Annotated in this window: 27 protein-coding genes and 1 pseudogene; 4 read left to right on the top strand and 24 right to left on the bottom strand. The window is 70.3% G+C overall.

Going from position 1 to position 24,182, the window contains the following annotated elements; translation table 11 throughout:
- Positions 1-377: pseudogene (locus ACILQS_RS07955) on the bottom strand (N-acetyl-gamma-glutamyl-phosphate reductase); the annotation flags it as partial.
- A gap of 242 nt (positions 378-619) precedes the next feature.
- Here ACILQS_RS07955 and ACILQS_RS07960 point away from each other — a divergent pair.
- Positions 620-1,183: a DUF937 domain-containing protein gene (locus ACILQS_RS07960; protein ID WP_395639586.1), complete on the top strand. Its 564-nt coding sequence runs from the start codon at positions 620-622 to the stop codon at positions 1,181-1,183.
- Between the two features lie 119 nt (positions 1,184-1,302).
- On the opposite strand, the gene pheT is transcribed toward ACILQS_RS07960, so the two are convergent.
- From pheT to infC, 10 genes are all read right to left on the bottom strand, one after another.
- Complete coding sequence (gene pheT, locus ACILQS_RS07965) at positions 1,303-3,783, bottom strand: phenylalanine--tRNA ligase subunit beta (protein WP_395639587.1); 2,481 nt, start codon at positions 3,781-3,783, stop codon at positions 1,303-1,305.
- 1 nt (position 3,784) lies between these two features.
- Positions 3,785-4,816, bottom strand: a complete 1,032-nt coding sequence (gene pheS, locus ACILQS_RS07970) for a phenylalanine--tRNA ligase subunit alpha (RefSeq protein ID WP_395639588.1) — start codon at positions 4,814-4,816, stop codon at positions 3,785-3,787.
- 20 nt (positions 4,817-4,836) lie between these two features.
- Positions 4,837-5,745 (bottom strand): amino acid ABC transporter permease, encoded by a 909-nt coding sequence (locus ACILQS_RS07975; protein ID WP_395639589.1) that lies wholly within the window; start codon positions 5,743-5,745, stop codon positions 4,837-4,839.
- Entirely contained in the window at positions 5,742-6,407 is a 666-nt protein-coding gene (locus ACILQS_RS07980; protein ID WP_395639590.1) for an amino acid ABC transporter permease, read from the bottom strand. The genes ACILQS_RS07975 and ACILQS_RS07980 overlap by 4 nt, the downstream gene beginning before the upstream one ends.
- 85 nt (positions 6,408-6,492) lie before the next feature.
- Positions 6,493-7,407, bottom strand: coding sequence for a glutamate ABC transporter substrate-binding protein (locus ACILQS_RS07985; RefSeq protein WP_395639591.1), 915 nt, complete (start codon positions 7,405-7,407; stop codon positions 6,493-6,495).
- Positions 7,408-7,445: 38 nt separating this feature from the next.
- The gene (locus tag ACILQS_RS07990; protein ID WP_395639592.1) at positions 7,446-8,183 is read right to left on the bottom strand and encodes an amino acid ABC transporter ATP-binding protein; all 738 of its coding nucleotides are present in this window, start codon (positions 8,181-8,183) and stop codon (positions 7,446-7,448) included.
- Positions 8,184-8,290: 107 nt separating this feature from the next.
- On the bottom strand, positions 8,291-9,085 hold the full coding sequence (locus tag ACILQS_RS07995; RefSeq protein WP_395639593.1) for a TrmH family RNA methyltransferase: 795 nt from the start codon (positions 9,083-9,085) through the stop codon (positions 8,291-8,293).
- Between the two features lie 98 nt (positions 9,086-9,183).
- Complete coding sequence (gene rplT, locus ACILQS_RS08000; protein WP_395639594.1) at positions 9,184-9,570, bottom strand: 50S ribosomal protein L20; 387 nt, start codon at positions 9,568-9,570, stop codon at positions 9,184-9,186.
- 28 nt (positions 9,571-9,598) lie between these two features.
- A complete protein-coding gene (gene rpmI, locus ACILQS_RS08005) occupies positions 9,599-9,793 on the bottom strand; it encodes a 50S ribosomal protein L35 (RefSeq protein ID WP_395639595.1) in 195 nt (64 codons plus the stop codon).
- Positions 9,786-10,475, bottom strand: coding sequence for a translation initiation factor IF-3 (gene infC / locus ACILQS_RS08010; RefSeq protein ID WP_395639596.1), 690 nt, complete (start codon positions 10,473-10,475; stop codon positions 9,786-9,788). Before infC ends, rpmI begins: the two co-directional genes overlap by 8 nt.
- A gap of 237 nt (positions 10,476-10,712) precedes the next feature.
- Here infC and ACILQS_RS08015 point away from each other — a divergent pair, with 237 nt between their 5' ends.
- Positions 10,713-11,048: a DUF1844 domain-containing protein gene (locus tag ACILQS_RS08015; protein ID WP_395639611.1), complete on the top strand. Its 336-nt coding sequence runs from the start codon at positions 10,713-10,715 to the stop codon at positions 11,046-11,048.
- Here the strand turns inward: ACILQS_RS08015 and ACILQS_RS08020 are convergent.
- The 7 genes from ACILQS_RS08020 to ACILQS_RS08050 all read right to left on the bottom strand — a co-directional run bounded on the left by ACILQS_RS08020 (position 11,045) and on the right by ACILQS_RS08050 (position 15,905).
- Positions 11,045-11,524 (bottom strand): hypothetical protein, encoded by a 480-nt coding sequence (locus ACILQS_RS08020; protein ID WP_395639597.1) that lies wholly within the window; start codon positions 11,522-11,524, stop codon positions 11,045-11,047. The genes ACILQS_RS08015 and ACILQS_RS08020 overlap by 4 nt on opposite strands.
- 30 nt (positions 11,525-11,554) lie before the next feature.
- Positions 11,555-12,310, bottom strand: a complete 756-nt coding sequence (locus ACILQS_RS08025) for an SseB family protein (RefSeq protein ID WP_395639598.1) — start codon at positions 12,308-12,310, stop codon at positions 11,555-11,557.
- Between the two features lie 30 nt (positions 12,311-12,340).
- The gene (gene priA / locus ACILQS_RS08030) at positions 12,341-13,090 is read right to left on the bottom strand and encodes a bifunctional 1-(5-phosphoribosyl)-5-((5-phosphoribosylamino)methylideneamino)imidazole-4-carboxamide isomerase/phosphoribosylanthranilate isomerase PriA (protein WP_395639599.1); all 750 of its coding nucleotides are present in this window, start codon (positions 13,088-13,090) and stop codon (positions 12,341-12,343) included.
- A 37-nt stretch (positions 13,091-13,127) separates the two neighbouring features.
- Positions 13,128-13,763 (bottom strand): imidazole glycerol phosphate synthase subunit HisH, encoded by a 636-nt coding sequence (hisH, locus tag ACILQS_RS08035; RefSeq protein ID WP_395639600.1) that lies wholly within the window; start codon positions 13,761-13,763, stop codon positions 13,128-13,130.
- A gap of 2 nt (positions 13,764-13,765) precedes the next feature.
- A complete protein-coding gene (gene hisB, locus ACILQS_RS08040) occupies positions 13,766-14,368 on the bottom strand; it encodes an imidazoleglycerol-phosphate dehydratase HisB (RefSeq protein ID WP_395639601.1) in 603 nt (200 codons plus the stop codon).
- A gap of 21 nt (positions 14,369-14,389) precedes the next feature.
- Complete coding sequence (locus ACILQS_RS08045; RefSeq protein ID WP_395639602.1) at positions 14,390-15,478, bottom strand: histidinol-phosphate transaminase; 1,089 nt, start codon at positions 15,476-15,478, stop codon at positions 14,390-14,392.
- 70 nt (positions 15,479-15,548) lie between these two features.
- Positions 15,549-15,905, bottom strand: coding sequence for a hypothetical protein (locus ACILQS_RS08050; protein ID WP_395639603.1), 357 nt, complete (start codon positions 15,903-15,905; stop codon positions 15,549-15,551).
- A 292-nt stretch (positions 15,906-16,197) separates the two neighbouring features.
- On the opposite strand from ACILQS_RS08050, the gene lexA reads away from it, so the two are divergent.
- Positions 16,198-16,878: a transcriptional repressor LexA gene (gene lexA, locus ACILQS_RS08055; RefSeq protein ID WP_395639604.1), complete on the top strand. Its 681-nt coding sequence runs from the start codon at positions 16,198-16,200 to the stop codon at positions 16,876-16,878.
- Positions 16,879-16,906: 28 nt separating this feature from the next.
- Here lexA and ACILQS_RS08060 read toward each other — a convergent pair whose 3' ends face one another.
- Entirely contained in the window at positions 16,907-17,653 is a 747-nt protein-coding gene (locus ACILQS_RS08060; RefSeq protein ID WP_395639605.1) for an alpha/beta fold hydrolase, read from the bottom strand.
- A gap of 56 nt (positions 17,654-17,709) precedes the next feature.
- On the bottom strand, positions 17,710-19,230 hold the full coding sequence (gene hflX, locus ACILQS_RS08065; protein WP_395639606.1) for a GTPase HflX: 1,521 nt from the start codon (positions 19,228-19,230) through the stop codon (positions 17,710-17,712).
- Between the two features lie 59 nt (positions 19,231-19,289).
- Between hflX and ACILQS_RS08070 the strand changes: the two genes are divergently transcribed.
- Complete coding sequence (locus tag ACILQS_RS08070) at positions 19,290-19,967, top strand: class I SAM-dependent methyltransferase (RefSeq protein ID WP_395639607.1); 678 nt, start codon at positions 19,290-19,292, stop codon at positions 19,965-19,967.
- Here ACILQS_RS08070 and dapF read toward each other — a convergent pair.
- The 4 genes from dapF to ACILQS_RS08090 all read right to left on the bottom strand — a co-directional run bounded on the left by dapF (position 19,964) and on the right by ACILQS_RS08090 (position 24,035).
- Positions 19,964-20,848 (bottom strand): diaminopimelate epimerase, encoded by an 885-nt coding sequence (gene dapF / locus ACILQS_RS08075; RefSeq protein ID WP_395639612.1) that lies wholly within the window; start codon positions 20,846-20,848, stop codon positions 19,964-19,966. The two genes, ACILQS_RS08070 and dapF, sit on opposite strands and share 4 nt — an antisense overlap.
- A 19-nt stretch (positions 20,849-20,867) precedes the next feature.
- Positions 20,868-21,782 (bottom strand): tRNA (adenosine(37)-N6)-dimethylallyltransferase MiaA, encoded by a 915-nt coding sequence (gene miaA, locus ACILQS_RS08080; protein WP_395639608.1) that lies wholly within the window; start codon positions 21,780-21,782, stop codon positions 20,868-20,870.
- Positions 21,783-21,785: 3 nt separating this feature from the next.
- Positions 21,786-23,318, bottom strand: coding sequence for a tRNA (N6-isopentenyl adenosine(37)-C2)-methylthiotransferase MiaB (gene miaB / locus ACILQS_RS08085; RefSeq protein ID WP_395639609.1), 1,533 nt, complete (start codon positions 23,316-23,318; stop codon positions 21,786-21,788).
- A gap of 78 nt (positions 23,319-23,396) precedes the next feature.
- Positions 23,397-24,035, bottom strand: a complete 639-nt coding sequence (locus tag ACILQS_RS08090; protein WP_395639610.1) for a regulatory protein RecX — start codon at positions 24,033-24,035, stop codon at positions 23,397-23,399.
- Positions 24,036-24,182: the final 147 nt, after the last annotated feature.

Here is a 24,182-nt window from a genome sequence, read left to right on the forward strand (position 1 = left end):
GTCATCCCGTAGGTCCACGCCCCGTGGTATTCGCCGCCGTAGAAAGCCGCCCACGCGTCGGGATCGGTGAGCCGGTGGTCGGCGCCGCAGTCGATCACGAGCACGTCGTCGGGGAGGTGCGCGGTGATCGCCCCCGAGGCGCCGTGCGGGAGCGCGAGGAAGACGACGTCGGCGCCGGAGAGCACAGCGGGGGTGGTCTCCTGCAGCACGAGGTGGCGCAGCGAGACGAGGTGCGGATGCACGGCCGAGAGCGGCTGTCCGGCGTTCTGATGCGCCGTGACGGTCACGATCTCGAACTCGGGATGGGCGGACAGCAGCCGGAGCAGCTCACCGCCCGCGTAACCGCTCGCGCCGGCGACGGCGACGGATACAGACATGGAAGGGACCTTCGGTTCGACGGGACGTGGACTCGACAGCGGCGACGTCGCGTGAACTCGGGGGCTCAGCGGTGCGACGTCGCCTGACGTCGGCGCGCACGGCGGAGCGAACGGAGCTCGAGGCCCCGGAATCCGTTCCGCGTCTGTTCCACGCTCCGACCCTACTGCGCGAAAGCGGCGGAACGATAATCTGATGCTGAAATCGGGCTCCACGAAGCCTGAAGAACTGGAAGAAGGTACCCATGGCTGACCTCAGCTCGCTGCTCAAAGAAATCCCCGTCGGCGACATCGCCAAGCAGCTCGGAATCGACGAGTCCGTCGCCGAGGCCGCCGTGCAGCAGATCGTGCCCGGCCTCGTCGCGGGAATGGCCGCCAACGCCGCCGACCCCGAGAAGGCCGCATCGCTCACCAAGGCGGTCAGCCACGACCGCGGCGGTCTGAAGAAGAAGGTCGCGGACGTCGACGTCGAAGACGGCAAGAAGATCGTCAAGAACGTCTACGGCGACAAGCAGGATGCCGTCGCCACCAAGCTCGCCGCGACCGCCACGAAGGCGTCCGGCGCGGGCGACGTGACCCAGGACATCATCAAGCAGATCCTCCCGATCGTCGCGCCGATCGTGCTGGCGTGGCTCGCCGAGCAGTTCCTCGGCGGCAAGAAGGAGGAGCCGGCCGCGAAGGAGGAATCCTCCTCCGGTGGCATCGGCGACCTGCTCGGCGGCCTCCTCGGGGGCGGCTCCTCGTCGTCCTCGGGCGGCGACATGCTCGGCGACCTTCTCGGCGGCCTGCTGGGCGGCGGCAAGAAGTAACCAGCACCCTCACCGCGGGTTGAGTGCCCGGCGTAGCCGGGTGTATCGAAACCGCCCCCCTGAGTCACTCGGACGGCGGATTTCGATACACCGCTACGCGGCACTCAATCCGCGGTTTGCTATTCGCGCAAGGTCGCGCCGAAGCGCTGGCCCGCGAGTGCGACTCCGGTCATCTTCGCCTCGGTCGCCTCCGCCGCGGTCAGCGTCCGATCAGCGGCGCGGAAGCGGAGCGCGAAGGTGAGCGACTTCGAGCCTTCGGGAACACCCGTGCCGCGGTAGTCGTCGACCAGCCGCGCCTCCTCCAGCAGCTCCCCGGCACCGGCGATGACGGCATCTCGCACGTCGCCCGCGGGGACGTCCGCCGCGACGACGAGCGACAGGTCCTGCGTCGCGGCCGGCAGCGTGCCGATCGGACGCGCGGCGATCTCGGTGGCTCCGACCGCCAGCAGCGCGTCGAGGTCGAGCTCGGCGACTGCCACGACGCCGGGCAGGTCGAGCTCGCGCGCCAGCGACGGCAGCAACTCGCCCGCGACGCCGACGACCGCGTCCCCGACCCGGAGTTCGGCGGTGCGGCCCGGGTGCAGCACGGGGTGCGCCCCCGTGACGGGACGGATGCCGGCGGCGAGCGCGAGCCCGACCTCGGCGACGGCGTCGAGCGCGTCGGCGAGTCCCGACGGCACGGCGGCGGCACCCGGCTGGCGCGGCGTCAGGTCGCCCAGGAACAGCACGGCGACGCGACGAGGTTGTGCGGGCAGTCCGTCGGTGAGCTCGGCGAGCACCGACGGCTCGAGTTCGACGGCACCCGGCGGCAGTTCGGCGGTGCCGTGCGACGCCCCGGCGGTCGGCAGGTAGACGTGCCCGATCTCGAAGATCGCGAGGTCGGTGAGCCCGCGCGACAGGTTGCGGCGGGCGGTCTCGAGCAGCCCGGGCAACAGCGACCGGCGCAGGAACGACGCCTGCGGGTCGATGGCGTTCGCCAGCTGGACCGCCGGCGCCCCGGGCTCGAAGCGCTCGATCGTCGCCGCCGACTGGAACGGGTAGGCGAGCACCTCGGTGAGCCCCGCCGCGGCGAGGGTGTTCGCGAGACGGCGACGCGCGACCTGGTCACGTGTCCAGCCGCGCCCGGGCGGGGCGGTCGGCAGCTCCGAGGGGATCCGGTCGTACCCGGTGATGCGGGCGACCTCCTCGACGAGGCTCGGCGCGTCGATCAGGTCGGGACGCCAGGGCGGCGGCGTCACCGTCCAGCGGTCGACCGTGGAGTCGACGGTCGCCCCGATCAGCTCGAGCGTCGCCTGCACCTCGGCGGGGGTGTACGCGACCCCGATGAGCGCGGCCGCGTCGCCGGGCGCGAACGCGATCGGGACCGGCTGACCGAGGTAGGGCACGGCGGCGCCGAGCGGGTCGATCGTGCCGCCGGCGAGCTGCACGAGCAGTTCGGCGACGCGCTGGGCGGCGATCGGGCCGAGGGTCGGGTCGACCCCGCGTTCGAAGCGTTTCGAGGCCTCGCTCCACAGCTTGTGCCGGCGGGCGGTGCGCGCGACCGTGACCGGGTCGAAGTGCGCCGCCTCGATGAGGATGTCGGTCGTCGCGGCGGTGACCTCGGTGTCGAGTCCGCCCATCACCGCGGCCAGGCCGATCGGGCCCGAGTCGTCGGTGATGAGGAGGTCCTCGACATCCAGCTTGCGCGTCTGCCCGTCGAGCGTGACGAGCGTCTCCCCCGCGGCGGCGCGACGCACGACGATGCCGCCCCGCAGTTTCGCGAGGTCGTAGGCGTGCGTCGGCTGCCCGAGTTCGAGCATCACGTAATTGGTGATGTCGACCGGCAGCGAGATCGAGCGGATGCCGGCGAGCTTCAGCCGCGCGACCATCCCCGACGGCGTCGGCCGGGTGGCGTCGACGCCGCGCACGACGCGGGCGGCGAAGGCGTCGCAGCCCGCACGGCCGCGGATCGGCGCCCGGTCGTCGACGACGACGGAGAACCCGTCCGCCGAACCCACCGTCACCTCGAGTGCCGGGTCGCGGAACGTCGCGCCCGTCGAGTGCGAGTACTCCCGGGCGACGCCGCGCACCGAGAGGGCGTAGCCGCGATCGGGCGTGACGTTGATCTCCACCGCGGCGTCGTCGAGGCCGAGGAGCGCGATCGCGTCCTCCCCCGGTTCGGCGACGAGTCCGCGGGTGTGCAGACGCAGGATGCCGTCATGGTCCTCGCCGAGGCCCAGTTCGCGCTCGGAGGCGATCATCCCGTCGGAGGTGTGCCCGTAGGTCTTCCGGGCCGAGATCGGGAACGGCCCCGGCAGCACGGCGCCCGGCAGCGACACCGGTACGAGGTCGCCGACCTCGAAGTTGTGCGCGCCGCAGACGATACCGCGCGGCTCGGGCTCGCCGACATCCACCTGCACCCAGCGGATCGTCTTGCCGTTGCTCTGCGGCTCCTCCTCGAAGGACAGGATGCGGCCGACGACGACGGGGCCGATGACGCCGAAGCCGTGCACGTCCTCCTCCTCGAAGCCGACCTTCACGAGGGCCGCATGGAGGTGCTCGAGGGTGACGTCGTCGGGGAGGTCGACCCAGTCGCCGAGCCAGCTGATCGGAATACGCACGTCAGACCACCATCCCGAACTGCTGCGAGAAGCGCACATCGCCCTCGACCATGTCGCGCATGTCGTTCATGTCGTTGCGGAACTGCAGGGTGCGCTCGATCCCCATGCCGAACGCGAAGCCCTGGTACTCGGCCGGGTCGACCCCGGCGCTTCGCAGCACGTTGGGGTTCACCATCCCGCAGCCGCCCCACTCCACCCAGCGCGCGCCGCCCTTGGCGTTCGGCTGCCAGACGTCCATCTCGGCGCTCGGCTCGGTGAACGGGAAGTAGTTCGGGCGCAGGCGGATCTGCGCGCCGTCGCCGAACATCGCCCGGGCGAGGTGCTCGAGCGTGCCGCGCAGGTGCGCCATCGTGAGTCCCCGGTCGATCGCGATGCCCTCGAGCTGATGGAAGACCGGGGTGTGGGTGGCATCCAACTCGTCCTTGCGGAACACCTTCCCGGGCGCGACGACGTAGAGCGGCAGCGGCCGGTCGAGCAGCGACCGGATCTGCACGTTGCTCGTCTGCGACCGGAGCACGAGGTTGCGGTCGGCCGGCTCGACGTAGAAGGTGTCCTGCTCGCCACGCGCCGGGTGGTCGGGATCGATGTTGAGCGCGTCGAAGTTGAACCAGGCGTGCTCGAGCTCGGGGCCCTCCGCGACCTCCCAGCCCATCCCGACGAAGATGTCGCCCATCTGCTCCATGAGCAGCGACAGCGGATGCCGGGCGCCGAGCCGGCGGCGGGAGGCGACGGCGGTGACGTCGACGGCTTCGGCCGCGAGCTGCGCCTCCTCCTCCGCGGCGAGGATGCGGCCCTCCGCCTCGGCGGCGGCGGCGTTCACCCGACCGCGGGCCTCGCCGACGAGTTTCCCGGCGGCGGCCTTCTGGTCGTTCGGCACACTGCGCATCGACGCGTTGAGCTTCGCGAGCGGGCTGCCCTCGGCGGTGTGGGCGGCACGTGCCGCCTTCAGCTCTCTCGAATCCGTCGCGGCCGCAAAGGCCGCGAGCGCCTGCTCGACGGCGGTGCTGACGGCGGACTCGGTGATCTCGGACACGAGTGACGAGCTTAGTAGCGCTACGGAGCGGGCTTCCCCTGGGTCGCCACCATCGGATCGGGAGCGACGCTGCGCCGCCGACCGAAGACCCCGCGCCCGGGGATCCGCGGCGATCCGCCGCCCGGACGCACCCGCCTCGCCACCAGGCGCGCGATCGTCGAGAGGGTGAGGTTGATCGCCAGGTACATCACGAGCGCCACCAGGAACAGCGTGAAGATGAGGTTGCCGTCCCCCTTGCGCATCGTGTCGATGCGGAAGAGCAGGTCGTCGTACGAGATCACATAGGCGAGCGCGGTGTCCTTCAGCAGCACGACCAACTGGGCGATGATGATCGGCAGCATGTGCCGCACCGCCTGCGGAAACTCGATCAGGAACCGGGTCCGCAGCGGCGTGAGGCCGATCGTGAGCCCCGCCTCGCGCTGTCCGCGCGGCAGAGCCGCGACGCCCGAACGCAGGATCTCGCCGATGATCGCACCGTTGTAGAGAGCGAGGGCGGTGACGCCCGCCCCGTAGGCACCGGTCGAGAACACCAGCAGCACGAACAGCATCATGAGCAGCACCGGCATGCCGCGGAAGAACTCGAGCACGATCGTCGACGGCAGACGGATCCAGCGTGACCGCGCGGTGCGCAGGAACGAGAACAGCACGCCGATCACGAGAGCGAGCACCGCCGCGAGCGCGGCCATCCGGAGGGTCGCGAGGGCACCGCCGAGCAGGAATCGCCAGATCGCGCGGTCGTTGAGGATGACCCACAGCGACGGATCCGAGAGCGGGCGCAGTTCGGCGCCCGACACCGACGTGCGCGGCGAGACGAAGGCGACGACGAGGAAGGCGACCGCGCCGGCGAGTGCGAGCAGCACGACGACGGTGATGACGCGGGCTCGGCGGCGGGCCTTCGGCCCGGGTGCGTCGTACAGGACGGTGCTCATCGCAGGACCGCCACCTTCTTCTCGACGACGCCGGCCAGGAGGCCGAGTGTGACGGTGATGACGAGGTAGAGCGCGGCGATGGCGAGCAGGATCGGCACGGCGGCAGCGGTGCGTTCGATGAGGAGGCGGCCGGAGGCGAACATCTCGACGACGAAGAACCCTCCCGCCACGGAGGTGTTCTTGGTCAGCGCGATGAGCACGTTGATGATCGGCGGGATCACGACCCGGATCGCCTGGGGCAGGATCACCAGGGTCAGCGTCTGGCCGAAGGTCAACCCGATCGAACGGGCCGCCTCCGCCTGACCGACGGGGATGCTGTTGATGCCCGAGCGGATCGCCTCGGCGATGAACGGGGCGGTGTAGAGGGTGAGACCGATCGCGGCGAGCACGAAGTAGAACTGCTGCGGCGAGAGCCCGGGGAAGCGAACCCCCAGGAACGGCAGGACGAACGCCGAACCGAGCAGGACGAGCGTGAGCGGGGTGTTGCGGAAGATCTCGGTGTAGCCGACCGCGATGCCGCGCAGCGGCGCGATCGGGCTGACCCGCAGGCCGGCCACGACGGCGCCGAGCGCGAGCGCGCCCACCCCGGCGATCCCGAGCAGGGCGAGCGTGAGGAGGAATCCCGAGATCAGGACGTCGAGATTCTCGATGATGGCCGACATCGGTCTCCTCTCAGGGGTCGATGGGCGGGCGGGGAGCGCAGACGGAGCGGATGCCGGGGGCGCGCGACCCCCGGCATCCGGTCACTCAGTAGCGATCGACGGTCGGCGTCGAATCCGGGAGGTCGATGACGACCCCCACGGTGTCCTCCCACGCGCGCGCCCACTCACCCGACTCGAACGCCGCGTCGAGCACGTCGTTGATCCACGAGCGCAACTCGGTGTCGTCGAGAGGCACGCCGATGCCGTAGGGCTCCTCGGTGAACGGCGCGTTCAGCAGTTCGAACTCGCCCTCGTTCGCGTAGGCGAGCCCGGAGAGGATGACGTTGTCGGTCGTCACCGCGACGGCCTGGCCGTTGCGGATCGGCTCGAGGCAATCGGCGTAGCTTCCGGACGCCAGCACGTTCGACGTGTACTCGCCGATGTTGTTGATCGATGTGGAACCCGTCTGCGTGCAGATGGTCGCGTCGGGGTTCTCCTCGAACCACTCCGGTCCGGTGATGCCCTCGGGGTTGCCGGCGGCGACGAGGATGTCCTGACCCGCGATGTAGTACGGCCCGGCGAAGCCGACCAGTTCCTTGCGCGCGTCGTTGATCGTGTACGTCGCGATCACGATGTCGACCTGATCGTTCTGCAGGAACGGCTCCCGGTTCGCGGACACCGTGTTGACCCACTCGATGCTGCCCTCATCGATGCCGAGCTGGTCGGCGATGATCTTGCCCATCTCGACGTCGAACCCCTCCGGGTCGCCGGTCGTGGCGTCGGTGAGCCCGAAGAGGGGCTGGTCGGTCTTGACGCCGATCCGGATGGTGCCGGACTCCGCGAGGTCGGCCATCGTGGTGCCCTCCTCGTAGGGCACCTCCGGCATGCCCGAGCTCTCCTCGGTGGGGTCGGTGTCAGGGTCGGGCGCCGACGAATCGGTGCATCCCGCGAGGACGATCGCACCGACGACGGCGAGTGCTCCGACGGTGAACCTTGCTGTGCGTGTGCTGTGGACTCTCATGGTTCCCTCCATCTCCATGCGGTTCCTCCCCCACCGAATCAGTGGGCGAGGATCTTCGACAGGAAGTCCTTCGCTCGATCGGAGCTCGGCTTCGTGAAGAAGTTCTCGGGGGTGGCCTCTTCGACGAGGGCACCGTCCGCCATGAAGAGCACGCGATCGGCGGCCTTCCGGGCGAATCCCATCTCGTGCGTGACGACGATCATCGTCATGCCGTCTTTCGCGAGGCCGACCATGACGTCGAGCACCTCGGTGATCATTTCGGGGTCGAGGGCCGACGTCGGCTCATCGAAGAGCATCAGTTTCGGCTCCATCGCCAGCGACCGGGCGATGGCGACCCGCTGCTGCTGGCCACCCGAGAGTTGGGCGGGCAGCTTGTCGGCCTGGTTCGCGACGCCGACGCGGTCGAGCAGTTCCATCCCGCGCTCCTTCGCAGCGGCGACGCTGAGTCCGCGGACCTTGATCGGGCCGAGCGTCACGTTCTCGAGGACCGTCTTGTGGGCGAACAGATTGAACGATTGGAAGACCATGCCGACGTCGGCGCGCAGCGTCGCGAGCGCCCGGCCCTCCTCCGGCAGCGGAACCCCGTCGATGAGGATGCGGCCCGAGTCGATCGTCTCCAGCCGGTTGATCGCGCGGCAGAGGGTCGACTTGCCCGACCCGGAGGGCCCGATGACGACGACGACCTCGCCAGGGGCGACGGCGGTGGAGATGCTCTTCAGGACGTGAAGGTCGCCGAAGTGCTTGTCGACGGCATCCAGAACGAGCAGGGGCTCCATCCGCTCAGTGGAGCATGTACCCCGTCCGGGGGACTAGGGCCTTGACGTGGCCCTCGGGTTTCTGCCTGCTCGCGGAGATCAGCCCGAGCCCGAGCGCGGGGCGCGCCTCAGGAACGCTGCGCGAACGCCGACTCGTAGAGGCAGACGGAAGCGGCGGTGGCGAGGTTGAGCGACTCGGCGTTGCCGTAGATGGGGACCTTCACGACGCGGTCGGCGAGCCGCAGATGCTCGTCCGGGAGCCCGTGCGCCTCGTTGCCGAACACCCAAGCGGTCGGTGCGGCGAGCAGATCGCGCACCCGCGGCAGATCGGCGCCCTTGACGTCGGCGGCGAGCACCTGGAGCCCGGCGGCGCGCACCGCCGCGAGGGCCTCGTCGAGGGTGCCGTTCTGTGCGACCGGCACGTGGAAGATCGACCCGGTCGTCGAGCGCACGACCTTGGGGTTGTAGGCATCCACGCTGTTGCCGGTGAAGATGACCCCGTCGGCGCCGGCGGCGTCCGCGGCCCGGATGATGGTGCCCGCGTTACCCGGATCGCGCACCTCCTCGAGGATCGCGACGAGGTGCGGCTTCGACGACAGCAGGTCGGCGAGCGAGATCGTGAACTGCCGCGATGTCGCCAGCACGCCCTGCGGGGTGACGGTGTCGGCCATCGTCTCGAGCACGGCCTCGGAGACGGTCTCGACGTCGAGCCCGAGGCCGGTCGCCGTCTGCACGAGTTCGGCGTAGCGGTCGCGGGCCTTCGGCGTGATGTAGACGTCGACGATCAGGTCGGCCCGGTAGGCCAGAGCCTCCGCGACCGCCTGCGGGCCCTCGACGAGGAACAGCCCGGTCTCGGCACGGGCCTGGCGTTTCGCGAGCTTCGCGACGGATCGCACCCGCGGAGAGCGCGGGTTGTCGATCATGCCCTCAGGCTACGGGGCCCCGATGAACGTGAGGTGATGAAACGCAGCGAGGGCGGCACCCCAGTTCGGGATGCCGCCCTCGCGACGGTGAGATCTGCTTACGCGGCGTCGGCCTTCGCGTTCACGTCGGCCGGCAGCGCGGCCTTCGCGGCGGCGACCAGTCCGGCGAACGTCGCGGGCTCGTTCACGGCGAGCTCGGCGAGGATGCGGCGGTCGACCTCGATACCGGCCAGACCCAGCCCCTGGATCAGACGGTTGTAGGTGAGGCCGTTCGCGCGGGCCGCGGCGTTGATGCGCTGGATCCAGAGGCGACGGAACTCGCCCTTCTTCGCACGACGGTCGCGGTACGCGTAGACGAGGGAGTGGGTGACCTGCTCCTTCGCCTTGCGGTAGAGGCGCGACCGCTGACCGCGGTAGCCTTCCGCGCGCTCGAGGATCGTACGACGCTTCTTGGCGGCGTTGACCGCTCTCTTGACTCTTGCCATGTTCTTGTTTCCTTAGTCCGGTCCGGGCTTACTTGCCGAGAAGACGCTTGATGACCTTGGCGTCCTGAGGCTTCAGGACGACCTCCTGGTTCAGGCGGCGCGTGAGCTTCGAGGACTTGCCCTCGAGGTTGTGGCGCATGCCCGCGCCCTGCTTCATGACCTTGCCGCTTCCGGTGACCTTGAAACGCTTCTTGGCACCGGAGTGCGTCTTCTGCTTAGGCATTGCTGCTTTCCTCTTCTGCTGCGGCTGGTTCAGCTGCCGGTTCGGGGGCCGTGACCTCATCGGATGATGCGGCCCGGCTCTTGTTCTTCTCGTCGGCCTTCTTGGCCTGGGCTTCGGCCTTCGCGTCGACCTTGCTCTTCAGCGGGCCGATCACCATGACCATGTTGCGACCGTCGATGGTCGGGGTCGACTCGACGGTGCCGAAATCTGCGACGTCCTCCGCGAAGCGCTGGAGAAGACGCACCCCCTGCTCCGGGCGGGACTGCTCCCGGCCGCGGAAGAGGATCATGGCCTTCACCTTGTCGCCGGCCTGAAGGAATCCTTCGGCCCGCTTGCGCTTGGTCTCGTAGTCGTGCTTGTCGATCTTGAGGCGGAACCGAACCTCTTTGAGGATCGTGTTCGCCTGGTTGCGCCGGGCTTCCTTGAGCTTCTGAGCCTGCTCGTACTTGAACTTGCCGAAGTCCATGATCTTCACCACGGGCGGGACGGAGTTCGGGGCAACCTCGACCAGATCCAGGTCGGCCTCCTGCGCGAGACGCAGGGCGTCTTCGATGCGGACGACGCCGACCTGTTCTCCGGCGGGACCGACCAGGCGGACCTGGGGCACGCGGATCCGGTCGTTCGTTCTGGGATCGCTGATTAGTGGGTTCCTTTCGTTGCAGAACACGAAGGAAGCATCCACGCACGAGCTTCGCCCACAGGAACAGCGCTCATGCCTTCACCCTGTCTACCGACCCGACTCTGTTTCGAGAGCACGACCGGCGGAGTGAAATTCGACCCGTTAGCCTAGGAGCGGCTTGCAGGTGGGAGGATTCTCCGCTTCGTTACCGGGGAGATGGCCCCGGAGCCCGTATGAGAATAGCAGAGGACTCCCCTTTTGGCACTTGACGCTTTCGGCCGCCCGGTCGCCGACGCCCCGCTGACGGTCGACCCCGAGATCCGCGACATCGCCGAAGTCCCCGCGGTCGAGCTGATCAACACCGTCGCCGTGCACCTCATGTCGGCCGCCGCCGTGAAGCTCGGGCTCGGGGACGGACCCGACGCGGCGCAGGAGATCGATCTCGACGAGGCCCGCAAGCTGATCACCGCGCTGGCCGGGCTGGTGACCGCGGCGGCGCCGGAAATCTCCGACAGCCACGCCCGGCCCCTCCGCGACGGGCTGCGCTCGCTCCAGCTCGCCTTCCGGGAGACCTCGCCGATTCCCGACGCGATCGGCGCCGGTCCCGGCGAGAAGTACACCGGCCCCGTCACCTAGTCCGGGATGCCCCGCGCCGTCGCCTGCGCCCGCAACGCGCCTGCGAACGCCCGGTACTCGGGCTCGGTGACCGTCGGAGGGATGGCGACCTCGACCGGATCCCCGTCCGCGCGCTCGATCGTGACGGCACGTCCCGCCCGAGCCGTCTTCCCGACGGTCACCCGCGCGACGCGCTCCCACGGCACGAGGTCGGGAGCGAAGACCCCGCGCGGCGAGTAGCCGACGAGCCGAGTCCCCGATTTCGCCTGCATCACGAGCACGAAGATCAGCACGGCGTACGCCGCGAGCACGCCGACGACGACCGCGGAGAAGACCCACGACACCCCGCTGAAGGTGAGCGGCAGCAGTGCGGCATCCGCCGCGAGCAGCAGCACCAGCGCGAACCGGAACCGGATCAGCCACCCCGGCCAGACCCAGGGCCCGACGAGGACGGCATCCAGATCGTCCGCCGCGTGCAGCGCGGTCCCTGTGGCCATGAGCCGATGGTAATCAGAGCCGGCCGCGACTCAGAGGGATTCGAGCCGGACGCCGATCGAGTCGACGCGATCGAGGATGACGGGGGATGCCGCCCAGGCATCTCCGAGACGGGCGAGCAGGGCATCCAGGTCGTCCCGGGAGAGCCCGGCATCGAGCGCGAGTTGCACCAGCAGTTCGGGTCCGCTCAGCCGGGCGTCGGGGTCGCCGGGCGCGAGCTGTACGGCTCGTACCGCGGGCTCGCCGGCGCTCGCGCCGAGGAAGGCATCGAGGACGCGCTCGTCGGTGAAGCACGGGTCGAAGCGGACACCGGTCGCCAGGGCTTCGAACGCGGTCCGCCGCACGGCGAACTCCGTCGGCGACCCGGGATCCAGCACGAGGGCGCCGGCTCCGTCGGCGGCGGCAGCTAGCGCGGCGCGCGGCGCCGTCACCGGGATCGGGCGGGCGACCGGGTTCCAGGTCGTCATCGCGGCCACCGACGAGAACACCGGGAGCACCGTGCGACCGTCGGGTCCGGCAACGGTGACCAAGGCGAGCTCCTGCGTCTTGTCGACGAGCTGCCCGTGCGGTCCGACGCCCTCGTCGCCGCGGTCGGTGACCAGCGGGACGAGCAGTCGCGCCGACCCGAGCGCGGCGAGCACCTCGGGCACCCCGAGTTCGCGAGTACGGAAGCGCAGAACGGCTTCGACGAGCCGCGGGTCCGCCGAACCGTCGTCCCCTGCCGAGGGGTTCTCGTGGAACTCCCGCCCGTCGAAGGGGATGCCGGCGGAGTCGGCGTGGGCGGTCATGCGGTCGGCGGGGTCATGCGGTCGGCGACGTCAGTCGCCGGCGACGTCGAGCGCCTCGGCGAGGGTGAAGGCCCCGGCGTAGAGCGCCTTGCCGACGATCGCGCCCTCAACGCCCTGCGGCACCAGCTCGCGAAGCTCGGCGATGTCGTCGAGGTTGGCGATGCCGCCCGACGCGATCACCGGCCGGGCGGTGCGCGCGCAGACCTGGCTGAGCAGCTCGAGGTTCGGACCCTTGAGGGTGCCGTCCTTGGTCACATCGGTGACGACGTAGCGCGAGCACCCGGCGGCTTCGAGCCGGTCGAGCACCGTCCAGAGGTCGCCGCCCTCCTGCGTCCAGCCGCGGGCGGCGAGCGTCGTGCCGCGCACATCCAGCCCGACCGCGACGGCGTCGCCGAACTCGGCGATCACGTGCGCCGCCCACTCCGGGTTCTCGAGCGCCGCGGTGCCGAGGTTGATGCGCTTGGCACCGGTCGCGAGCGCCGCCTCGAGCGACGCGTCGTCGCGGATGCCGCCGGAGAGCTCGATGTTGACCTTGCGCGGGGTGTTCTTGATGACCTTCTTGATGACCGAGTGGTTGTTGCCACGACCGAAGGCCGCGTCGAGGTCGACGAGGTGGATCCATTCGGCGCCCTGGCTCGCCCAGGTGTCGGCCGCCTCGATCGGGTCGCCGTAGCTGGTCTCGCTGCCGGCCGCCCCCTGCGTGAGCCGCACCGCCTTGCCGTCGGCGACGTCCACGGCGGGGAGAAGGGTGAGCTTGGGGGCGGAGTTGAAACCGGTCACAAGGTCGAAAGCGTACCCGTTCCCCGAGCGCGTTCCCTTACAGCGACCCGATCCAGTTGCGCAGCAGCCGGATGCCGGGCTCCCCCGACTTCTCCGGGTGGAACTGCGTCGCCGAGAGCGGCCCGTTCTCGGCGGCCGCGACGAAGCGCCCGCCGTGCTCGGCCCAGGTCACCTGCGGCCGCGCGAACGCGCCGTAGACGTCGAGATCCCACGACCGCGCGCCGTAGGAGTGCACGAAGTAGAAGCGCTCGTCGCGGATCCCGTCGAACAGCACGGAGCCCTCGGGCGCCTCCACGGTGTTCCACCCCATGTGCGGCAGCACGGGGGCGTCGAGCTCGTCGACGACGCCGGGCCACTCGCCTAGCCCCTCGGTGTCGACGCCGCGCTCGACCCCGCGGTCGAACAGCACCTGCATGCCGACGCAGATTCCGAGCACCGGACGCCCGCCGGCCAGCCGTCGTTCGATCAACTCGCCCCCGCGGACGTCGTTGAGCGCCGCCATGACCGCTGCGAACGCCCCGACGCCCGGCACCAGGAGGCCGTCGGCATCCATCGCCTTCTGGCGGTCGGCGGTGAGCTCGACGTCGGCCCCCGCGGCCTCGAGTGCCTTGACGGCCGAGTGCACGTTGCCGGAGCCGTAGTCGAGCACGACCACAGACTTCTGGGCTGTCACGGCTACAGCGCGCCCTTCGTCGACGGGATGCCGCGCACGCGGGCATCCGGTTCGACCGCCCGCCGGAACGCGCGCGCGAACGCCTTGAACTCCGCCTCCGCGATGTGGTGCGGATCGCGTCCGGCGACGACGGTGATGTGCATCGTCAGACCGGCGTTGAAGGCGATCGCCTCGAAGACGTGCCGCACCATCGACCCGGTGAAGTGCCCGCCGATCAGGTGGTGCTGGAACCCCTCCGGCTCCCCCGAGTGCACGAGGTAGGGGCGGCCGGAGACGTCGACGACCGCCTGCGCCAGCGCCTCGTCGAGCGGCACGAGGGCATCGCCGTAGCGGCCGATGCCCGACTTGTCGCCGAGCGCCTGCTTGATCGCCTGCCCGAGCACGATGCCGGTGTCTTCCACGGTGTGGTGCACGTCGATCTCGGTGTCGCCGGATGCCTTGACCGTGAGGTCGACGAGCGAGTGCTTGCTGAAGGCCGTCAGCAGGTGGTCGAAGAACGGCACGCTCGTGTCGATGTTCGACGTGCCCGTGCCGTCGAGGTCGAGACTGAGCTCGATCGACGACTCGCTGGTCTGTCGCGACAGCGTCGCGGTGCGGGAGGCCATACCCCCGAGCTTAGCGAGGGGTCAGCGCGCGCCGCCCGGGCCCAGTTCGGCGAGTGCGGCGAGGAAGTAGGTGGTCTCCTCCTCGGTGCCGGCGGTGACCCGCAGCGCGCCGGGCAGGCCGACGTCACGGATCAGGATGTCGCGCTCCCGCAGAGCCCGGAAGGTCGCGGCGGGATCGTCCACCCCGTCGAACAGCACGAAGTTCGCCTGGCTCTCGTGCGCGCGGTAGCCGAGCACGGGCAACTCGGCCAGCATCCGATCGCGTTGACCGCGGATGTCGTCGACCATCGCGAGCATCTCGGGCGCGTGCCGCAGCGCCGCGAGCGCCGCCGCTTGGGTCAGCGCCGACAGGTGGTAGGGCAGCCGCACGAGCCGCAGAGCATCCGTCACGGCGGGATCGGCCGCGAGGTAGCCGACCCGCACCCCGGCGAACGCGAAGGCCTTGCTCATCGTGCGGGAGACGATGAGGCGCTCCCGTCCGGGCAGCAGGGTGAGGGCGCTCGGCACATCCGCCGGCATGAATTCGGCGTAGGCCTCGTCGACGAACACGATGCCGCGCGAGGCGGCGTAGACGGCCTCGATCGTCTCGAGGGACAGCGGCGTGCCGGTCGGGTTGTTCGGGGCGCAGAGGAAGACCAGATCGGGATCGGTGCGTTCGATCGCCGCGACGGCGGTCTGCGGGGAGATCGCGAACCCGGCATCCCGGTCGGCCGGGACCCATTCGGTGCCGGTCCCCGCGGCGATGATGGGGTGCATCGAGTAGGTGGGCGGGAAGCCGAGCACCCGCCGGCCCGGGCCGCCGAACGCCTGGAGGATGTGCTGGATGATCTCGTTCGAGCCGTTCGCGGCCCAGATGTTCGATGCGCCGAGACCATGACCGAGATAGCCGGCGAAGGCGTCGCGCAGCTCGGTGAACTCGCGGTCGGGGTAGCGGTTCACGCCCAGCACCGCGTGGGCGAGCGACTCGACGATGTCGCGGGCGACGCCCTCCGGGATGGGGTGCGTGTTCTCGTTGACGTTCAGCGCGTAGCGCACCGGGTCTTGCGGGGCGCCGTAGGGGGACGCGCCCCTCAGGTCGTCGCGGAGCGGGAGATCGGAGAGGGAGACCACTCGCAGGAGTCTAAAGCGGTGCGGCCGATCCGTCGGTGTCGATCCGTCGGTGCCGATCCGTCGGTGCCGATCAGTCGGCGTATTGGGTGGGGATCGCGAGCTGCTGACCCGGCTGGATCTCGCTCGAGGCGAGCTGGTTGAAGGCGAGGACCTGGGCGGCGAACTCCCGCGGGTCGGCGGACGGCGCGACTTCGGCGGCGAGATCCCAGAGCGACTGCCCGCCATCCACCGTCACCCAGGTGAGCGAGTCGGAGGCCGCATCCCGGGTGGCGACCGCATCGGAGGCGCCGAGACCGAACACCAGGCCGGCGATGACGAGCGGGATCGCCGCGAGGGTCGCGAACACTGCGCGACCGCGACGAGTGAGGCGCAGTCGCGGAACGACACGAGCCTGCGCGGTGGGCAGGTATGAGATCACTGCGGTCATGTCGTCCTCCTGATTCGTGTGGACAGCCGCCTCCGGGGCCCCAGCGGCCGGGCCGAAGCCCCGGAAGCGAATCTGTGTTCCGAACATACCTTCGATCGAACATATGTTCAACCTGTTCTCGGCGATATCGCCTCGAATCGGCCGACACACTCGAACAGATGTTTGCCGGAGCGATCGAGACCGGATACAGTTTCGATCGCAGGAACGATTCGATCACCGACCACCGACATCGGTGCCGACCCGGATCGCCGGACCTGCCGACGAGGGCTCCGCCCACGAGAGGAAGCGCACGATGGACGACACGCAGGAACCGGACGCCCTGGAACGACAGGGCACGCGCCGCCGCACCTCGCTGAGCGAGAAGCAGACGGCGATCCTCGAGATGATCCAGCGCTCCGTGGCCTCCCGGGGATACCCGCCGAGCATGCGGGAGATCGGTGACGCCGTCGGGCTGTCGTCGCTGTCCAGCGTGACCCACCAACTCACGCAGCTCGAACTCTCCGGCTACCTGCGCCGCGACCCCAACCGCCCGCGCGCCCTCGAGGTGCTGATCGAACTCCCCGGCACCGAATCCTCGGACTCCGGCATCCCGGTCGGCGACGCCGCCATGGTGCCGCTCGTCGGGCGCATCGCGGCCGGCATCCCGATCACCGCCGACCAGCAGGTGGATGAGGTCTTCCCCCTCCCCCGTCAGCTCGTCGGCAAGGGCGACCTCTTCATGCTCAAGGTCGTCGGCGAATCGATGATCGACGCCGCCATCTGCGACGGCGACTGGGTCGTGGTGCGCCAGCAGAAGAGCGCCGAGAACGGCGAGATCGTCGCCGCGATGCTCGACGGCGAAGCGACCGTCAAGGTCTTCCGGCAGCGCGACGGCCACGTCTGGCTGCTGCCGCGCAACTCGGCCTTCGAGCCGATCGTCGGCGACGACGCCGAGATCCTCGGCAAGATCGTCGCCGTCCTGCGCTCGGTCTGACCGCTCTCGAGGAGCGGCCCGTCGGCCGCTACTCGACCACTGGAGTGCGCGCCGGCACGTGCTGCGCGAGCCAGCCGTTCACGGCGTCCATGAAGCCGACGTGGTCGTCGCGGAAGACCGTGTGTCCTGCCCCCCGCATGACCTGCACGGTCATCCCGTCTCGGCGCATCCGCGCGACGTCCCGTGCCGAGACGAGCAGGCTGCGCTCGGCGAGGATCACGAGTGACGGCGCGACGAGCGAGCGCGGCGACCGCAGCGAGCGCGTGTTCACGAAGCCGAGGATCGTGCGCTTGTCCCAGAGGCGCAGGGTCGCTCGCTCCAGCGCCACGTCGTCGTCATCCCAGCGCGGATTGAGCTTCCGGAGCATCCACGCGCTCGGGCGGGGCGCGAGCGTGAACATCACCTTGAGGGCGACGCCGCGCACGCCGCGCGGGAAGGCGAAGGCCGGATCGACGTAGACCGCCGCCCGGCTGCCGAAGCGGTCGGCGACGAGGCTCGCCACGAGGCCGCCGAGCGAATGCCCCATGATCAGATCGGGCGGCCCGGCGAGCACGGGCTCGAGGGACTCGATCACGTCATCGGCCCACCCCCGCGGCGAGTACCGGCGCGAGCGCGGGCTGACGCCGTGCCCGGCGAGGTCGACGGCGACGACGCGATAGCCGACATCCCGGAGCTCCGCGGAGACCCGGTGCCACGCCCGGTGGTCGGACATCATCCCGTGGATGAGCACCGCGGTGCGATCCCCCGCCCCCGAGACGTGCACGGCCAGTCGCATGAGGGGAGGCTACGCATCCCGGCTGAACGCCGCCTTGGACTCCGCGTGATGGTCGCTCAGCCCTCGAGCGCCGCCCGGATGGTGCGCGCGATGCGCTCGGTCGCGACGAGTTTGATGCGCGTCCCGTCCTCCTCGTACTCGGTCTCGAGAACCCGGGCCTTCTGGTGCGCGAGCGAGATGATCTCGCCGCGGTCGTAGGGCACGAGCAGGTCGAGTTCGACATCCCATTGCGGCAGCGTGTCGGCGATGCGCTGCTGGAGTTCGGCGATGCCCTCCCCCGTGCGGGCGCTCACGAAGATCGCGTCGGGCTCGAGACCCCGCAGCAGCAGACGTCGGTCGTCGTCGAGGAGGTCGCTCTTGTTGAACGCGATGATCTCCGGCAGGTCGCGGGCGCCGACATCCCCGATCACGTCGCGCACCGTCGCGAGCTGCGCGCCCGGGTCGGGATGCGCACCGTCGACGACGTGCACGATCACGTCGGAGGCCCCCACCTCCTCGAGCGTCGAACGGAACGCTTCGACGAGTTGGGTGGGGAGGCTCCGCACGAAGCCCACGGTGTCGGCGAGGGTGAACTCCCGGCCGTCGGGAGTCGCCGAGCGCCGGACCGTCGGATCGAGGGTCGCGAACAACTGGTTCTGCACGAGCACGCCCGCCTGGGTGAGGCGGTTGAGCAGGCTCGACTTGCCGGCGTTCGTGTACCCGGCGATCGCCACACTCGGCACCTCGAACCTGTCGCGGTTGGCGCGCTTGGCCTCCCGGGCGGGGGCGAAGCCCTTGATCTGCTTGCGCAGCTTCGCCATCCGGTCGTGGATGCGGCGACGGTCGAGTTCGATCTTCGTCTCACCCGGACCACGGCTTCCCATGCCCGCGCCGCCGGAGCCCACCTGGCCACCGGCCTGGCGCGACATCGACTCGCCCCAGCCGCGCAGACGCGGCAGCAGGTACTCGAGCTGGGCCAATTCGACCTGCGCCCGACCCTCGCGGCTCTTCGCGTGCTGACTGAAGATGTCCAGGATGACGGCCGTGCGGTCGATCACCTTGACCTTCACCCGGTCTTCGAGCGCGCGCCGCTGGCTCGGCGCGAGCTCGGTGTCGGCGATGACGGTGTCGGCTTCGAGCCCGGCGACGATGGCGGCGAGCTCCTCGACCTTGCCGCGCCCGAAGTACGTCGCCGGGTCGGGATGCGGGCGCCGCTGGAGCAACCCGTCGAGCACGGTCGCTCCCGCCGTCTCGGCGAGGGCGGCGAGTTCGCGCAACGAATTCTCGGCATCCTCGACGTCGCGCGAGTAGACACCGATGAGTACGACGTTCTCGAGTCGCAACTGCCGGTACTCGACCTCGGTGACGTCGTCGAGCTCGGTGCTCAGCCCGGGGACCCGTCGCAACGCGGCGCGGTCCTCGCGGTCGAGCTGCTCGCCGTCGAGGTCGGCGGTGCTCGTCTCGTCCTCGTGGAGGGCTTCGGCCCTGCGGTCGCCGAAGCGCCGCACCGAGGCGCGGGACTCCTCGGTCGCGAGCACGCGGTCGAGTTCGGCGTCGGACACTGCGGTGTCGGACTTCACGGTGTTCGCATCGGTCATTGTGGAATTCACCCTAGTTCTGTGTTCTGGTCGACTTCGGTTTTCGGTAGGTTCTACGCATGCCCGCCCCCGAGCACTACTTCTCGGACACCCCGGGCGGTGAGTTCAAACCCCGCACGATCTCGGTGCGGTTGGCCGGCCGGGAGCTGGAACTGACGACCGCCAACGGCGTCTTCAGCCCGGAACGGCTGGATGTCGGCACCTCGGTGCTGTTGTCCAACGTCCCGGCCCCACCGCCCGGGGGCAATCTGCTCGACCTCGGCTGCGGCTGGGGGCCGATCGCGATCTCTCTCGCTCTCGAATCCCCGCGGGCCACGGTCTGGGCGGTCGACGTCAATGAGCGCTCGCTCGATCTCGTGCGGCGCAACGCCGCCGACCTCGGGCTGACGAACATCAACGCGGTGCGCCCCGAGGACGTGCCGGCGGATGCGGTGTTCACCTCGATCTGGTCGAATCCGCCGATCCGGGTGGGCAAGAACGAACTGCACGCCATGCTGCTGCACTGGCTGCCGCGCCTCGAACCCGGTTCGGACGCCTGGCTCGTCGTGCAACGCAACCTGGGGTCCGACTCGCTGCAGCGGTGGCTGCAGGCGGAGCTTCCGAGAGAGTTCGCGGTCCTGCGCGCGGCGACCAACAAGGGCTACCGAGTGCTGCGCTGCCGGCGTCGTTCGGGCCATACAGGCGTGATTGACCTGCCTCAACCGATCGACGAGGTCCGAGCGGACCGGGATCTCTAGAGAAGCTTCATAGTTCCCGAGAATACCAGCTCGGCGGGTCCGGACAGCAGGACGTGGTCGCCGTTCGCGGTCGGCACAACCCGCACCCCGACCGTTCCGCCCGGGACGTCGACGCTCCAGGCATCGGGCGCGGCGGCTCCGGCCCAGTGCCGGGTCGCGAGCGCGGCGGCGGCGGCGCCGGTTCCGCAGGACAGGGTCTCCCCCGAGCCGCGCTCGTGGACGCGCATCCGGATGCGGCCGACGCCATCCTGCACGAGAGGTTCGGCGGGCACCACGAACTCGACGTTCACGCCGTCCGGCGGCACGGGGGTGACCACCGGCGCGCGGCCGAGGTCGAGGTCATCCAGCTCGGCGTCGTCGGCGAGGGCGACCACGACGTGCGGGTTGCCGACGCCGACGGCGAGACCCGGCCGATCGACGTGGAGGCCGTCGGCGGCGACCATCGCGTCGCCCGCGACGACGAAAGGTCCGAGGTCGACTTCGAACCCGTCAGGGGTGCGGGTGAGGTCGCGCACCCCGCCGCGCGTGCCGATCGCGACGGTCTCCCCGACCGCGAGCTCGAGCAGACCCTGTTCGATCAGGTAGGAACCGTAGACGCGGATGCCGTTGCCGCACATCTCCGCGGGGCTGCCGTCGGCGTTGTGGTAGTCCATGAACCATTCGGCGGCCGGATCCTCCGCGAGGGCCGCGCCCCCCTCCGGCAGGTTCGCCGAGCGCACGGCCCTGATGATCCCGTCGCCGCCCACCCCGAAGTGCCGGTCGGCGAGAGCCGCGAGGTCGGCGGCGTCGAGGTCGACGAGCCCATCCGGGTCGGCGAACAGCACGAAGTCGTTGCCGGTGCCATGCCCCTTGGTGAAGGCGATCCGGCGAGCGTGCGGCAGGGTGGTCACGAGATCGAGATTATCCGGGGCCGGCGGCGGTCGCTGCCAGCGCCACCTCGACGCGAGCCGGGTCGTCGGCGTCGAGCCACACCGTGTCGGGGAAGCGACCGAACCAGCTCACCTGTCGCCGGGCGTACTTGCGGGTCAGCAGAGCGGCCTGCTCGATCGCCTCGGCCTCGGTCAGCTCTCCGCCGAGTTGTGCCGCGGCCTGCGCGTAGCCGATGGCTCGACCGGCGGTGACGCCCAAGCCGGACGGGAGGAGCCCCGCGACCTCGGCGACGAGCCCGTCGCGCCACATCCCGGCAACGCGAGCGTCGAGCCGCTCGACGAGGGCCGACCGGTCGAGGCGCAGCCCGACGGTGACGCTCGGGCGCCAGGGTCGCTCTTCGGCACCGAGGCCGGCCCCGAAGGGCTCCCCGGTCAGTTCGACGACCTCGAGAGCGCGCACGAGGCGCCGACCGTTCGCCGCACCGATGGCGTCCGCCGCGACCGGGTCCACCTCGCGCAGACGACGGTGGAGCATCCCGGGACCCTCCGCCTCGAGGGCCGCTTCGAGGCGGTCCCGGATGGCCGGATCGGTGCCGGGGAAGCGGAAATCGTAGAGGACGCTCGAGACGTAGAGCCCGCTGCCGCCGACGAGGATCGCGACGACATCCCGATCGAGCAGCTCGCTGATCACCGCGCGCGCCTCGACCTGGTAGCGGGCCACGCTCGCTTCGTCGCGCGGGTCGAGCACGTCGAGGAGGTGGTGCGGGACGCCGCGGCGTTCCCCGGCCGAGAGCTTGGCCGTCCCGATGTCCATCCCGCGGTAGAGCTGCATCGCGTCGGCGTTGACGATCTCGACCTCCCGGCCGACCGCGCGCAGGCGCTCAGCCAGGTCGAGCGAGAGCGCGGACTTGCCGGTGCCGGTGGGACCGACGACCGCGACGAGCACGGGTCAGTTCCCGGCGGTGTGCAGCCCGGTCGGGAGGCCGATCGTCGGGAGCCCGAGGCTGACCCGTCCGCCGGTCTCGGCCGCGGGTGCCGGCACCGCGCAGGACTCGGCGTCGGCGCGATCCCAGGCGTCGCCCGACCGGGTGCGACGCACGGGCAGGACGCCGCTGACCGGGCTCGCGATCAGGTAGTGCGGCGCGGCACGGGTGACCTCGACGGTGACGACGTCACCGGGACGCGGCATCGCGCTGCCGTCGGGCACGTCGAAATGCACGAGCCGGTTGTCTTCCGCGCGCCCCGACATCCGTCCGCGCTGCAGGTCGCGCCGTCCCTCGCCGGCAGCGACGAGCACCTCGACGCTGCGACCGATGAGTTTCTCGTTCTCTTCCGCGGAGATGCGCTCCTGCAGGGCGATGAGACGTTCGTAGCGCTCCTGCACGACCTCCTTCGGCAACTGGTCGGGCAGCTCGGCGGCCGGCGTGCCCGGACGGATCGAGTACTGGAAGGTGAAGGCGGAGGCGAACCGCGCCTGCTCGACGACGCGCAGGGTCTCGGCGAAGTCCTCCTCGGTCTCGCCGGGGAAGCCGACGATGATGTCGGTCGAGATCGCCGCGTGCGGCATGCGCGCCCGAACCCGGTCCAGGATGCCGAGGAACTTCTCCGACCGGTAGGACCGGCGCATGGCCTTGAGGATGCGATCGGAGCCGGACTGGAGCGGCATGTGCAGTTGCGGCATGACGTTCGGGGTCTCGGCCATCGCGTCGATGACGTCGTCGGTGAAGGCCGCCGGGTGCGGGCTGGTGAAGCGCACACGCTCCAGGCCGTCGATCTCTCCGGCGGCGCGCAGGAGCTTGCCGAACGCGAACCGGTCGCCGAACTCGACGCCGTAGGAGTTCACGTTCTGCCCGAGCAGCGTGACTTCGATCGCGCCGTCGTCGACGAGCATCCGGATCTCGGAGAGGATGTCGCCGGGTCGGCGGTCCTTTTCCTTGCCGCGCAGAGACGGGACGATGCAGAACGTGCAGGTGTTGTTGCAGCCGACCGAGATGGAGACCCAGCCGCTGTGGGTCGAGTCGCGACGCGCGGGGAGGGTCGACGGGAAGACCTCGAGCGATTCGAGGATCTCGATCTGCGCCTCCTCGTTGTGGCGCGCGCGCTCGAGGAGGCGGGGCAGCGAGCCCATGTTGTGGGTTCCGAAGACGACGTCGACCCACGGCGCCTTGTCGAGGATGACCGACTTGTCTTTCTGCGCGAGGCAGCCACCGACGGCGATCTGCATGCCGTCGTGCTCGCGCTTGGTGCTCGCGAGGTGCCCGAGGGTTCCGTAGAGCTTGTTGTCGGCGTTCTCGCGCACGGCGCAGGTGTTGATGACGACGACATCCGCCGGCAAGGTGTCGGCGCGGACGTACCCGGCGGCCTCGAGCGAGCCGGAGAGGCGCTCGGAGTCGTGCACGTTCATCTGGCAGCCGAAGGTGCGCACCTCGTAGGTACGCGGGCGGGACGCAGCACCCGACGGGGTCTCGGCGAGCAAGGTCATGCTCGAAATCCTAAGTGCGCCGGGTGGACGCCTGCTGTCTGGCCGCTGCCGCGCCGACGCCCGGCCGACACCTGCGGCTCAGCGGAAGACGACGCCGCGACGCGGGACGAGCGGGAGGGCGTGGTCGACGGCAGCGCGGATGGTGCTGCCGCCGTAGCCGCGACGCGCGAGGAACGCGCTGAGCCGACGCACGGCGACGTCACGATCCAGGTTGCGGAGCTGGCCCGCCCGCTTCACGGCGACGTCGCGAGCGCGGGACAGCTCGTCGCCGGAGTCGATGAGGTCGAGCGCGTACTCGATCGCCGCGGGGGCGAGCAGTCGGCGGGTGAGTTCGGCGGCGATCGCCGAGCGACCGAGGCCCTTGCGCTCCTGGAGCGTGCCGACGAGGTTCTGCGCGAGGGCGACGTCGTCGAGGTAGCCGTCCCGTTCGAGGCGACTCACCTCGTCGGCGATCTCCTGCTCCTCGAAGCCCCGGTCGCGGAGATGACGCTCGGTCTCCCGGCGGGAGAGGCCGCGGCGAGAGAGCGCGGTGATCGAGACGTGATGCGCGGCCCCCACCGGCGCCGGATCGGCCGCACCGGCGCCTGGGACGGCCCAAGCGGGTTCCTCCTCCGCCGAGAAGGCGGAACGGCTCGACGGGGTCTCCTCGGGGTGCGGGGGGAGCACTCCCGGGAGGTAGGTGACGCGCGCGAGCGCGCCGTCGTCGAGCCGTTGCACGGGTTACTCGCCCGCTGCCTTGAGAGCCGGCGCCTCGGCGGCGGACTTCTCGGCGGCGGCCGCGATCGACGCGACGTTCGAGGCTTCGGCGGCCGCGGCCTTGCCTTCGGCACCGACCCCGAGCTTCATGAGGATCTTGCGCTCGAT

Origin of the sequence: Pseudolysinimonas sp., from assembly GCF_044239695.1 — a bacterium.
Classification (GTDB): Bacteria; Actinomycetota; Actinomycetes; order Actinomycetales; family Microbacteriaceae; genus Pseudolysinimonas_A.